Here is a 12,265-nt window from a genome sequence, read left to right as displayed (position 1 = left end):
CGCCAACGGGCTAAGACTTACCGAAGCCGCTGCGCATCCGGATGTCACCGGATGCGCAGCGGTCCTTGTTCCGCTGCAAGCCACGTTGGGAACTTCCGCGAAATCTCGACCTCAATCAGTTCCTAGCTGGTCGCATCGTTCTGGATCAAGAGCATCGCGTCGTCGACCGGATCGAAGTACAGAGCCGGGTCGGCAACCAGTGCACCCTCGTCACCATGAGTTTGCATGGTGACAACCCAGGCGCGATCCTCGTGTTCGACATAGTAGGCACCTGCAAGGACGCCGATGGAGCTGCCGCCCTTGAATCCGCCGTAGGTGAACCATTTCGCGGACTCCTTACTGAGCGCCGGATCCTCGGCCAGTATGTCTCGAACCGGTGCGCCGGTCTCGGTCTTCGCCATCTGTTGTAACGAGACCAGCGCGGCACGCAGGTCCGCGGGCGAGGCGAACCAGTCGATGTCGAAAGGCCATGCGGGGGTGGTGAATGCTGACACAGGAATGTCCACCAGGCCGCCGGGTAGTGCCGCCAGTATTGCTCGACGCTCGTCCGGGGTTCCGTCGCGCCAGGCGAGACGTTGTGCGCCATCGTTGCCCCAGCCGAGTTGGAACAGTGCGCGGGTCGGCTTCAGCGGAATATTGAGCGAAGGATCCGCCATGCCCATCGGGGTGAACTCGGCTTCGACCCGCTCGCGCCCGACAGCAGCGATCAGCATGTCGGTGGCGGTGTTGTCGCTGATCGAGATCATCTAGCCGGCGGTTTCCCGGACCGTGACTTCGGTTCCGGACGGCAGGTCCTGCATGGTCCCGCCTGGCATCGACTTGAGGTCGTCGGTGACGGTGAGCTTCTGATCCCAGGAGAGTGTCCCGTTCTCGACAGCCGTCGCAACTGCGCCGAGAACGTACAGCTTGATCGTTGACCCTGTGGGCTGCGGTGAGGTGTCGCCGACGCCGAAGACCTCGGCGTTCTTTCCGCCGGTGACTTCGGTGACGGTCAAGTTCGTCGGCGCGGGAAGTGCTTTGACAGCTGTTTCGAGCTCTTGCCATGATGCGGCAGGCACATGATCGTCTTTGGCCGGTGTGATCGCCATTCCAAGGACCAATCCGTTGCCGTCGACGACGACGTTGATGTCGAACGCGCCGCCGGTGGCACTGGTGATGGAAACGGTGCCGTCGGTATCACCTCCCGTGTAATTCACTGGTGTCCAGGGCTGTCCGGCTCGGATGGAGTCGAAGTCCGGAGGCGTCAGGACGACGGGTGCGGTGGGTCCGAAGTGCTCGGCGATTTCTTCCTGGGTCAATGGCGTGCTCGTGTTGAAAGCACCGAGAAGCCAGGTGATCTGCTTGCCGACGGAGCTGTCGGGGATCGTGACTGTCGCAGGTGTATCGGAGGCGGAGCTCGTTGTGCTGTTCTCAGAGGTTTGTGCAGAATCGGACCCGGAGGTACATGCAGCGAGGGCGAATACCGCTGCGGAGGCAAGTGCCACCAGCGTGAGCGGGCGACTCTTCCTGCGTGTGTGTTCGAGTTTCATGGATTCATTTCATCAGCGTTCTCTTCGGCGCGCGTCCGTCTGAGGTGTGGACATACTCAGCCTGAAGTACTGAATCGGTTCATCCTCGAGTACCGTCAACTCCTTGTGGTGGTGACACGCATGTTGAAGCTGGACAATAGGGAGAAATGCTGGACCCGAGTAACTTTCGTGATGACTGCGAGATTCAGTTCTTGGTTGCGGCCAGGAAAGTGGGCTGCGTCGACAGTGCGGCGATCTCTTCGGGGAGATCAGGAATCGGGCGATCATACAGATCTGCCAACTCGACCGAGTTGAAGCGTCGGACGGTCCAATTGTGTTCAGTCAACCACTGACCCGGATCGGATCGTTTGTCGCTGTAGAACAGTTGCGAAATGTCCAGGTCTCCGAACGGACTCTGCGCAAAGTACTTGGATCTGATGGCCGCCAGCTTCTTCGGGTCCGTACCGGCCGGAAAGTCGTTCACTGCCAACCGACTACCGGTCGCCGAGAGTTCGTCGATCCGCTCGAACAATGCATCGTGGGCAGCGCCGGGGAGGTACGCGAGCAGGCCTTCTGCCGACCAGGCAGTGGGGTCGTTCCGATCGAAACCAGCGCTCTCGAGCGCAGTCGGCCAATCGTTGCGCAGATCGGTAGGAACTGTGCGTCGATCGATTTTCGGCTGGGCATCGCGCGCAGTGAGCACTTCGGCTTTGAACTCCAGCACCTTTGGTTGATCTACTTCGAAGACTGTCGATCCTGGGGTCCAGTCCAGTCGATAGGCGCGCGAATCCAACCCTGCCGCAACGATTACCGCCTGCTTGATTCCGGATTCGGTTGACGACAAGAAGAATTCGTCGAAGAACCGGGTTCGCAACCCCATGAAACCGCCGAAGGGGGTGTCGTCGAGGAGCGCGGGATCTTTCAGAAGAGCTGTGAAATGCGGCTCCGCTGCGGCTTCCACGAACCACGATGCGAATTGGTCCTCGATGATCGCGTCCGTGCGGGTGCTTTCCAATGCGCGGAACGTCGCCACTGCCAGCGCAGTGAGTCCGACACTACTGACGATGTCCCACGTGTCTCCATCGCTCCGCATTGCCTGGGTGTCCTTCCGCTCTAGGTGACTGAGCCGAACTCTCTCGACTTTACGCCCGAGCGACCGCTTGCCGCCTGGAACGGAACGGTCGGAACTGGGGCGCGGTGCGAGCAGCGCGTCAGTGCCGGAACATTCTGTAGTGCAAGGCGTTCGGTTTGAAGTAAGTCCTGCCAGGCATCTGCCAGGGTAGTGCCAGTGGACGGCCAGGATGCAGGACTTCACTGGTGTGTGCCCCGTTCGGGACAGCCAGAGGGAGTCTGGAGAAATCTTCGGAGAAGGGATCGATCATGGCTCGACTATTCACACCGGAACAACGTAAGAAGCACTTCTGGGCCAAGCTCGCAGTGACGGGTGCGGTATTGACGGTACCGATAGCCGTGCTCGCCGCGCCGGCCTCGGCGGATACGGTGAATCATGATGTAACGCAGACTGATAACAGTTGGTACGGAGATCAGGGTGGCGATCACTCGCACGATTGGGACCATGGTGGAAACGGCGGCTGGAACCAGGGTGATAACTGGAATCAGGGCAACGACTGGAATCAGGGCAACCAGAATCAATGGCAAGGCGGGCAAGGTCCGGCACCCGTGCCGACAGTGAACCCCTTTGCCGGACTGTTCGGTTCCAGCTGATCGGTCGTCTGCACGACGAATTTCGTTTCGAGACAGAGAGAATGTAAGCCCATGTTGCAGGAAGGCGCGCTCGAGGTGTTGGCCGCCGCGGCACGGAGTGGTAGCAATGAAGCCATGGCCGATTTGTACGCGGCGTTTCGTCCGATGGTTGTGCTGCGGTGCCGCGCCGAGCTTGATCGGACTGTCTCCGACTCCGCCGCGGATGCCTCGTGCCTCGCCGTTCTCGAGGCAGTGCGCGACGGATCGGAGTTGAATCAGCCTTTCCTGCGGTTGCTGTATGCGAGAACGAGCGTCGCGATTGCCCGGGCGGCATCCGACGGGTTCAGTGGCGGGCCGCTTGCATCGCCAACGGCCCTTCCGGTTGTCGAACGCGATGTCCTGGTTCTGCGTCTGATCGTCGGCCTCGGCACCGAGGCGACCGCAACATCGCTTGCCCGTACGACGGACGAGGTGTCACTCGACCTGCATCGAGCGCTGCAGCGACTGCGAAAGTTGCCCTCCGCGAATGCAATCAGGGAAATATTGACACCGATATGAGGTGCCCGGCGTGTGTCAGAAGACGAGGAGCGAACAGAACTCTGCGTTACTGGCCGGCGATGTACTCGATCGACGGTCCCGCAGTCCAGCCCCCGTCGACGGCGATCTCGGAACCTGTTGTGTACGAAGCATCGTCGGAAAGCAGGTAGGTGACCGCACCGACCAACTCTTCCGGGCGGCCGACGCGTCGATACGGATTGTTGGGGAATGCGCCTTCTTCGAGGCTGATGCCCGTCGGTGCAGTCATGGGTGTCAGGACCATGCCGGGGTGAACCGAGTTGACTCGGATCTTGTCGCGACCGAGTTCGACGGCAGCGATCTTGCTCAGTCCACGCACGCCCCACTTGGCCGCGCCGTACCCGCTGGTCAGAGCCATGCCCATCAGGCCGGCAGCCGAGGAGATGTTCACGATGGATCCGCCGCCTGCTGCCTTCATGAACGGGACCACCGTGTGGATGCCGGTGTGTACGGACACGAGGTTGATCTGGATGATCCGCTGGAACGTTTCGAGGGGCTCATCGGCGACCGTCTGGCCGGACGCGGAGATCCCGGCGTTGTTGACCAGACCGTTGATGGCGCCGAACTCGGACACGGTGAACTCGACGGCAGACTTCCACGACCCTGGGTCGGTGACGTCGAGATGAACGTAACGCGCTGCGTCGCCGAGAGATTCGGCTACTGCTCGACCGTCGTCGTCGAGTAGGTCGCCGATGACGACGCGGCCGTTACCCGCGACGATGCCGCGCGCAAACGCCTCACCCAGGCCGCGTGCGCCGCCGGTGACGAGTACGGTTTTTCCGGAGAGATCCTGAGTCATGATTGTTCCTTACCAGTTGGATGTGAGAGATACGACGTCGAAAACGCGTCGAGTGCACGGTTGATTGCCGCGGGCGCCGGGGTTCGGTGGTCTGCCATTTCCCGTAGTGCTGCGACCACCGCGAGCGTCGCCTGACCCGCAGCTGCGGTGGTGTCGAGCGAGGTTTCCGGCCGATCGATCAGCCGGGCCACTTCGGGGCGAATGAGTTCCATCGTCTCGAAAGTCGCTGACTCCCAGACTCTCCGGAGTGCAGCATCACTGAAGATGATCGGCATCAGTGACCGTGTCATGGCCTCGAAAGACTCGCCGACCGAGGCGACGAAGGCGTTCCGGACAGCCGGCGCAAGTCCCGAATCGCGTGGCTGCTCACCGAGTGCGGCGGCGAGGCTCCGGTTGCCGTCGTCGAGCATCGGCCAGATGCTCTCCTCTTTGGTGGCGAAGCAGCGGTAGAACGTGCGCTCGGAGATTTCCGCACGCTCGGCGAGTTCGGCGATTGTCGTCGAAGTGTCGCCGCGTTCGACGAAAGCGGCAGCACAACTCTGCGAGACGCGGAGAAGTAGTGCGGTGCGGCGGGCTGTTGCCATATCCGCACTGTACCAAAAGTGGCAGAAACTGCCATATACGGTTGTAGTTGGTCAGCCGGTGCTGCCTTCGACGCCGGATAATTCCTGCTCAACGGCGCTCTTGAAGTTCAGCAGCGTCTTGCGGATGTTGCCGCGCTGAAAGTCGGCGAACGTCTTTCCACCGGTGGCAACCTTGTCGAACAACTCGGCCGCAAGGTCCGGCCAGCCGCGCCTGTCGTCGGTCCACGTTTCGGTAACTCGCGTTCCGCCGGGCACCGGCGAGAATCGGAACTGCCAGGTTGCGATGGCGGCAGGAATCCGCGGCGTGGAGAGGCCTATCTTGTGAACGCGGAACTCGAAGAGCTTTCCGGCGTCGGCAGCGGTGACTGTGCATCTCGTGGTCCACTGTGCGCGCCCACGTTTGTTATGTCCGTCGAACTCCATACCCAGGAATGCGCTTTCGCGATCTCCTCGCAAGGTCGCGCCCAAGTTTTCGGGACTCCAGGCACCCATACGAGTGGGATCGCTGATGAGCTCGTAGAGGGAGAGCGCGTCGGCATTGACGACGACGCTGTCGGAGACGGTAAGTACGCGAGCCATTTCGGTTTCAGTTTCTTTCTGTCGAGCGTGTGTGAGGTGAGTATGACGATCGGTGGTTTCGCGAACAAGATGCGCAGCGGCGCATGAACCCGTCGAGCTGATCGGAGTTGGACTACAGGTGCGGTTTCAGTTGGATCTTGACCGCTCCTTCCTGTTTCTTCTGGAAGATCTCGTAGGCGTGTGGCGCCTGATCGAGCGGCAGCTGATGAGTGGAAAAGCTGTCGACGCCGAGTGGGTCGTCGTCAGTGAGCAGGGGCATGATGTCGTCTACCCACTTCTTGACATTCGCCTGGCCCATCCTGAGCTGAATCTGCTTGTCGAACATGGTCATCAGCGGCAGTGGGTCAACCATGCCGCCGTAAACACCGATCAGAGAAACGGTTCCACCGCGCCGAACGATGTCGATGGCTGAATAGACAGCACCGAGGCGATCGATTCCTGCGTTACGCATCGCAGGCGCGGCTAGAACATCGGGGAGTAGTCCGACGAACTGCTGCGCGAGCTTTCCGATCGGAGACCCGTGCGCTTCCATGCCGACAGCATCGATGACCGAGTCGGTTCCACGGCCGTTCGTCGCATCCCTGACGGCGTCGCCGATCTTGCTGCCGTAGTCGTCGAGATTGAGGGTTTCGATCCCACGTTCGGCAAGGCGTGCAAGGCGTTCGGGTACACGGTCCACGCCGATTACCCGAAATCCCTTGTGGTGGGCGATGCGAGCCGCCATGTCACCGATCGGTCCGAGACCGAGGATCGTCACGGACCCACCCGGCGGGATGTCGGCGTATTCGACCGACTGCCAGGCTGTGGGCAGCACGTCGGAGAGGTAGACGAAGCGCGAATCCGCGGGACCTTCGGGAACTTTGATGTGTGTGAAGTGTGCTTGCGGCACTCGTAGGTATTCAGCCTGACCACCTGGCACCGATCCGTACAGCTCGGAGAATCCGAACAACGCTGCGCCGGTTCCCTGATCGCGGACCTGAGTCGTCTCACACTGTGTGTAGAGGCTCGAATCGCACATGAAACAGTTGCCACACGAGATCTGGAACGGGATCACGACGCGATCGCCTATCTCGAGGTTCGTGATCTCCGACCCGACTTCTTCGACGATGCCCATCGGTTCGTGACCGAGAATGTCGCCCGCATTCATGAACGCACCCAAGGTCTCGTACAGGTGCAGATCGGACCCGCAGATGTTCGTCGTGGTGACCTTGATGATCGCGTCGGTGGGTTCGACGATCGTGGGGTCCGGAACCGTATCGACGCTTACTTTCCGTTTGCCTTGCCAAGTCACTGCGCGCACTGGAATCGACCTCTCATCGTGGAACTGCTGTTCGCACTCACCTGCCCGAAAGCACTGAAATGCAAACAAAATCGGTGAGGGTTGCGAGAAGTCCTGAGCGCGTTAGATTGAGATGGAGCTGGGTCCCGGTCTTTGCGCCGGCTCCAGGACCTGGACCACGAGATGATGAGGACAATCGTATGACCGACAAAGACGACAACGACCAGTCGCCCAAGGGTGGGCACCCAGGGCCCGTGGACAAGGGCGGCGACGGCGGAATGGCAACGCGAGAACAAGCACCTGAACTGGTCGAGGACTCCTCCGACAAAAAGTCTGACCAGGAGTAGTTTCCTTTTACCCGGTGTTGGGTAACAACGGGGATAGGCCGCATCGGACCGTCCCGGAATCAATGCGGGCGAGGTTCCTCGAGGTTGAGCAGCCAGCCACGGGAACCGCCTCAAGCAGATCCCTCGACCCTGCAGATCCCTCAACCCATTGGTGATTCAACCCTGCAGCAGCAAGTGATCGAATCGGGTACGGAGAAGCGTCGGGACCCGGAAGTCGTCCAGGGCGCGAACGATCAACTGCTCGGCAACATCCCTGAGTTTCACGTTGGTTTCTTGGGAACGCCACACGAGAATATCGAAGGCACGATCGGCTGAAATGCCGTAGATCACCATGAGCATGCCTTTGGCTTGCTCGATGACTCCGCGAGACGTGGCGATTTCGTTGACCAGTTCGTCGACGGATGCCTTCACGGTGCTGTCGAGGGTTTCGGTGACGTCGATGTAGAAGCCGGAGCTACCGATCACATCCCCTGACTCGTCCACGACGCTGTCGCCGACGACGATTACCGAGTGAGTGTCTCCGGCAGTGTCGATGATGCGGTGTCGGCTGCTGAACGGGCCGCCTGAAGTGCGGATGGCATGCAGTGTCTGAGCAACGTGTCTTCGATCGTCCGGATGTTTGTGCGAGAGCATCAATTCCGTCGTCGGAGCTACCTGGTCTGGTTCGTAACCGTGAATTCGCGCAACTTCGGCTGACCACTCCCAACGGTCGCCGTTGCGGTGATAGAGAAACCCACCCACTCGGTGTGGAGCCCCCGATTCGGAAGTCCGCCCCAACCCGTCCTCGTTCACCACACACGCCCCCTCGTTCTCGACCTCGTCCCAACCGGCGTACTCGCCAGATAGTTATATCGGACAAATCCGGCGGAGGTGGTGTCGGTCCCACATTTCGGAGCGAGGTCTGGACGCTAGCTGTGCGGGTCGGTGTCGGTGTCGGTCTTACGTCATTCGTGGGCTGAGACGATGCCGCTGTGTCCATTCGGTGAGCGCCGCGGTGATTGCTCCTGGCTGATCCTCGGGGGCAAGATGCCCGGCGGGACCGCACTGAATCACCTCGAGGTTGGTGATGTTCGATCGGCACCATGCGACTTCGTCCGGTCCGATCATGAGCAGTTCGGCTGGGCCGCTGAAGGTGAGAAGGAGTTTGGGTACCTCGCTGCTTGTGGCAAGCCATTGGCTGTACGCCGACACGCGTACCGTCACTTCGGCGGGAGTTCCTTCGATGGGGAAGGATCGTGGCCACGCTAGAAGGGGTCGGCGACTCTCGGGTGACGGGTAAGGGGCGCGATAGGCGTCAGCATCTGCTTCGGGTAGAGCTCCGAGAACTGTTCTGTGAAGCGCAATTTCGAGAAAGAAATTCTCGTCGAGCACCTTCGTTTCGCCGGTGCCCGGGGCCCTCAGCGCTTCAACCCGCGCTCGTGCGTCTCCCGGGAAGTGTTCGTCCCAGGTCATCGGACGGAGGATCGTTTCGAAGAAGGCCACACCTCGGACGCGATCGGGGTGGCGGGCGGCCCAGTCGAGAGCGAGTGCTCCACCCCAGTCGTGCCCGACGAGTACGACGTCGTCGATCTTCATCTCGTCGAACCATGCATCGAGGTAGCGGGCGGAGTCGAGGAAACCGTAGTCGATGGCCGGTTTGCCGGAAGCCCCCATGCCGATGAGGTCCGGAGCGAGTGCATGGCCGAGATTTCCTATGTCTGGCAGTATCTTTCGCCACAAGTGTGACGATGTGGGGTTCCCGTGGATCAGCACGAAGGGGGTGCCTGCGCCGCACGAGTTGTAAGCCATGGTCGAGTCGAGCACGGAAATTGCGGCCATTGCGACTCCTCAAATAGTTTCCATATACTCTATATTGAGATAGTAGCCATGTACTCTATATGCATGCAAGATCGAGAAACATGGACGACTGGCTCGCTGGTGTGGCATCTTGCCTTGCGCTGGCGGGCGGGGGTTGACAGAGCGATTGCGCATCTCGGGTTGACTCACGCCCAGTATTCGGTGCTTGCGTCCCTGCACGGTTTGGTGAGTGTGGGGGAGAGGCCCAGCCAGCGGGAACTCGCCACGCACACAGGGTTGCAGCGAATCTACATATCCAAGCTCGTGCGAGCTTTGGAGAAGGGGGGATTTGTCGTCAGCGAACGCGACGACCGCGATGGGCGCGCCGTTCGCCTCGATCTCAGTGACGAGGGAGGACGAGTCATCGTGCTCGCCAAAGGCATTGTCCGCGAATTGGATGCGGAGAATACTCGCGTGCTGACGGAAGCCGGTGGACGTGAGCTTGCCGAACTTCACCGCGCCCTCGGTGCATTGCTCGACGCCACCGAAGCCGGAGATGAATGAAGTCCGAACTACTTACCTGGCGTTACGTTCGGCGATGACGGCGGCGGGTTCAGGTGAGCCGGCCGACTGGGGCCTGAGGCTGTCGGCGCCGATGTTGTAGACGTCGCTCGTCGTGGTGAGGGAGTTTGACGTGGTGGACGATGGAAGCCCGGCGCGCCAGTTGACGATTGGATTCAGAACGCCGAACGGGCCGCACCCGGACGCTGTCGGGACCGTGAAGGGCTGTCCGGTGTGCCCGGTGTTTCGAACCACTGCAGTATCCGGGAATCCTGGAACCTCTTCGAGGGCGCCGTATTCGGTCACATCCAAGTTGAGCTGGACAGGGTTGTTGTCCGAGCCCAGGTAGCATTTGCCGCCGAGGAGAGGGTTCGCGATCTTCAGTTTGACGGGTAGCTTCACGCCAAGCTGAAATGCATCCACGGTGGGAAGTGCAGACGTCGACTCGACGGTGGCCGAGGCCTTGTTCAGTCCGAAGAGATTGTTGAAGGGTAGATCGATTCCGAGTGCGCCGCCTGGGATCTCGATGGGTTCGGCGTAGATCCCTCGACTGTTGTCGTTCGGCGGGATGAATACTTGGTCGAATCCGAATTCGGCCTCCGGATTTTCTCGGTAGGCAACTCCGCCTGCGATGCGCATCGCCCCCGCGGGAATGCCGACCGAGAGCTTGCCGATCTTCATGTTGCCGCCGGTGACTGTGACGTCCATGCAGGTGCTGGTCTCGGGATTGTCGATCGGACAGGAGCTCCAACCGCCGAATGGAATGTCCGCTGCCGGGGCGGCTCCGGCAGTACCTGCTGACAAGGTTCCCGCTGCTGTGACGGTGGCGAGCACAGTTGCGGTGGCGAGCGCGCCGGAAAGCGCACGCGACGTTGGACGTCTGGACATGTATTTCTCTTCGAAAGCAACCGACCAGTCGGATTTGCGATGATAAGTGACGGTAGTCACGTGTGACTTGGATGTACAGACAATTTGCAAAAATTCCGACAAAAGTATTAGTGCGATCGGCTCCGTTACTACCTGTGGTCATGTGCTTTGAAATTTGTTGCAGTGCTCCGTGTCTCATCACTAACTCGCGAATCGCCAATGTGCGAAGTCAGGGCGAGTAACTTTGTCGAACAGCGGCTGATCGGTACTCCGGACAGCTGCCCGAGAGAACGGATCGACATGACGCTGATGCTGCCGCTCGACTCGATGTTCCTGCTGATGGAGTCGCGGGAGCACCCCATGCACGTCGGTGGCCTGTCTCTGTTCGTTCCGCCGGAGGGGGATGACGGCGAATTCGCCAGGTCGCTCTACCGTTCGCTCACCGATGTCGACTCGATTCGCCCCCTGTTCCGCCGCAAGCCGGTGCAGTTCTTGTCGAACTTCGCGCCGGTGCGTTGGACGGAGGACCAGGATGTCGATCTCGAATATCACGTCCGGTTGCTTGCACTGCCCAAACCGGGTCGAGTCCGCGAATTGTTGGAGTTGACCTCGATGCTCCACGGCACGCTGCTCGATCGGCATCGGCCGCTGTGGGAGGCGTACGTGATCGAAGGTCTCGCCGACGGCCGAGTTGCCGTGTACATGAAGACGCACCATGCGCTCATGGATGGTGTGTCTGCTGTTCAGGCGTGGTACCGCAGCCTCTCGTCGGATCCGCTCGATCGACATTCGATGCCTCCGTGGGCGCAGCGACCTTCTTCGGTGCGGGTCCGGGCCAATCGCGGGCTGGACCTGCAAAGGCGGGTGGGCTCCGTGATCGAGACCGTGCAAGATGTGGTCGGGGTGGGCCCAGCGATAGTGAACGCGGCTGCCTCGGCAGTGAAGGACCACGTCGCACCGTTGCCGTTTGCTGCTCCGAAATCGATCTTCAACGTCCCGATCACCGGAGCGAGGCGTGTCGCGGCGCAGTCGTGGCCGATCGAGCGCCTGCGCAAGGTCAGCTGCGTTGCAGACGTGACTCTCAACGATGCGGTGTTGGCAATGTGCGCCGGCGCGTTGCGGCGATACCTGATCGAACTGGATGCGTTGCCGGACAAGCCATTGATCGCGATGGTGCCGGTATCTCTTCGTAAAGGCGAAGAGGGTGAGGCTTCCGGCAATGCCGTAGGTGCGGTGTTGTGTGATCTGGCAACCGAATTGGCGGATCCGGCGGCCCGACTTCAGAGAATTCACGACTCGATGAGTAGCGCCAAGTCCCTGATGTCAGGCCTGACGCCCCTTCAGATCACGGCGTTGAGCGCGTTGAACGTTGCCGGTCTCGGGCTACCGCTGATCCCTGGTTCCTCCCGATTGATCACTGGGCGTCCGGTGTTCAACCTGGTGATTTCCAACGTCCCCGGTCCGACGACGACGCGATACTGGAACGGTGCGAAGCTCGAGAGTTGCTATCCGGCATCGATTCCGCTGGACGGGCAGGCAATGAACATCACCGTCATCGGCTATGCGGATACCATGCAGTTCGGGCTCGTCAGCTGCCGCCGCAATGTGCCGCACCTGCAGCGACTCCTGGGCCACCTCGAGGAATCACTGAGTGAACTCGAAGCCGCCGCAGGCTGATCGATTCC

The 12,265-nt window shown here is 60.6% G+C and carries 13 protein-coding genes and 1 pseudogene; 5 read left to right on the top strand and 9 right to left on the bottom strand.

Annotation, left to right across the window (positions count from 1 at the left end; translation table 11 throughout):
- Positions 1–122: 122 nt before the first annotated feature.
- Positions 123–1,529: pseudogene (locus ABWI03_RS10980) on the bottom strand (serine hydrolase).
- Between the two features lie 184 nt (positions 1,530–1,713).
- Entirely contained in the window at positions 1,714–2,601 is an 888-nt protein-coding gene (locus ABWI03_RS10975) for an SAM-dependent methyltransferase (RefSeq protein ID WP_283377446.1), read from the bottom strand.
- 287 nt (positions 2,602–2,888) lie between these two features.
- Here ABWI03_RS10975 and ABWI03_RS10970 point away from each other — a divergent pair, with 287 nt between their 5' ends.
- On the top strand, positions 2,889–3,233 hold the full coding sequence (locus ABWI03_RS10970) for a hypothetical protein (protein WP_298779657.1): 345 nt from the start codon (positions 2,889–2,891) through the stop codon (positions 3,231–3,233).
- 51 nt (positions 3,234–3,284) lie between these two features.
- Positions 3,285–3,770, top strand: a complete 486-nt coding sequence (locus ABWI03_RS10965) for an RNA polymerase subunit sigma (protein WP_200313501.1) — start codon at positions 3,285–3,287, stop codon at positions 3,768–3,770.
- Positions 3,771–3,816: 46 nt separating this feature from the next.
- Here ABWI03_RS10965 and ABWI03_RS10960 read toward each other — a convergent pair whose 3' ends face one another.
- The 4 genes from ABWI03_RS10960 to ABWI03_RS10945 all read right to left on the bottom strand — a co-directional run bounded on the left by ABWI03_RS10960 (position 3,817) and on the right by ABWI03_RS10945 (position 7,050).
- Positions 3,817–4,587, bottom strand: coding sequence for a glucose 1-dehydrogenase (locus tag ABWI03_RS10960; protein WP_095971327.1), 771 nt, complete (start codon positions 4,585–4,587; stop codon positions 3,817–3,819).
- Complete coding sequence (locus tag ABWI03_RS10955) at positions 4,584–5,171, bottom strand: TetR/AcrR family transcriptional regulator (protein WP_166813330.1); 588 nt, start codon at positions 5,169–5,171, stop codon at positions 4,584–4,586. Before ABWI03_RS10955 ends, ABWI03_RS10960 begins: the two co-directional genes overlap by 4 nt.
- 51 nt (positions 5,172–5,222) lie before the next feature.
- Positions 5,223–5,750, bottom strand: coding sequence for an SRPBCC family protein (locus tag ABWI03_RS10950; RefSeq protein ID WP_298779663.1), 528 nt, complete (start codon positions 5,748–5,750; stop codon positions 5,223–5,225).
- Positions 5,751–5,862: 112 nt separating this feature from the next.
- Positions 5,863–7,050: a zinc-dependent alcohol dehydrogenase gene (locus tag ABWI03_RS10945; protein ID WP_283377451.1), complete on the bottom strand. Its 1,188-nt coding sequence runs from the start codon at positions 7,048–7,050 to the stop codon at positions 5,863–5,865.
- 179 nt (positions 7,051–7,229) lie between these two features.
- Here ABWI03_RS10945 and ABWI03_RS10940 point away from each other — a divergent pair, with 179 nt between their 5' ends.
- On the top strand, positions 7,230–7,376 hold the full coding sequence (locus ABWI03_RS10940; RefSeq protein WP_166813326.1) for a hypothetical protein: 147 nt from the start codon (positions 7,230–7,232) through the stop codon (positions 7,374–7,376).
- Between the two features lie 156 nt (positions 7,377–7,532).
- Here ABWI03_RS10940 and ABWI03_RS10935 read toward each other — a convergent pair whose 3' ends face one another.
- Complete coding sequence (locus ABWI03_RS10935) at positions 7,533–8,171, bottom strand: PAS and ANTAR domain-containing protein (RefSeq protein ID WP_166813324.1); 639 nt, start codon at positions 8,169–8,171, stop codon at positions 7,533–7,535.
- Positions 8,172–8,315: 144 nt separating this feature from the next.
- Positions 8,316–9,194 carry a haloalkane dehalogenase gene (locus ABWI03_RS10930; RefSeq protein ID WP_298779670.1) on the bottom strand — a complete coding sequence of 293 codons (879 nt, stop codon included), beginning with the start codon at positions 9,192–9,194 and terminating at the stop codon, positions 8,316–8,318.
- A gap of 63 nt (positions 9,195–9,257) precedes the next feature.
- On the opposite strand from ABWI03_RS10930, the gene ABWI03_RS10925 reads away from it, so the two are divergent.
- The gene (locus tag ABWI03_RS10925; RefSeq protein WP_206029898.1) at positions 9,258–9,716 is read left to right on the top strand and encodes a MarR family winged helix-turn-helix transcriptional regulator; all 459 of its coding nucleotides are present in this window, start codon (positions 9,258–9,260) and stop codon (positions 9,714–9,716) included.
- 12 nt (positions 9,717–9,728) lie between these two features.
- Here the strand turns inward: ABWI03_RS10925 and ABWI03_RS10920 are convergent, their stop codons facing one another.
- Entirely contained in the window at positions 9,729–10,601 is an 873-nt protein-coding gene (locus ABWI03_RS10920) for a hypothetical protein (protein WP_298779676.1), read from the bottom strand.
- Positions 10,602–10,880: 279 nt separating this feature from the next.
- On the opposite strand from ABWI03_RS10920, the gene ABWI03_RS10915 reads away from it, so the two are divergent.
- Complete coding sequence (locus ABWI03_RS10915) at positions 10,881–12,257, top strand: WS/DGAT/MGAT family O-acyltransferase (protein ID WP_298779679.1); 1,377 nt, start codon at positions 10,881–10,883, stop codon at positions 12,255–12,257.
- The last annotated feature ends 8 nt before the right edge of the window (positions 12,258–12,265 follow it).

The organism is Rhodococcus baikonurensis (assembly GCF_040489275.1).
Taxonomy (GTDB): Bacteria; Actinomycetota; Actinomycetes; order Mycobacteriales; family Mycobacteriaceae; genus Rhodococcus_F; species Rhodococcus_F baikonurensis.
Note: the sequence above shows the minus strand (reverse complement) of the source record. Positions and strands in the feature narration are given on the sequence as shown.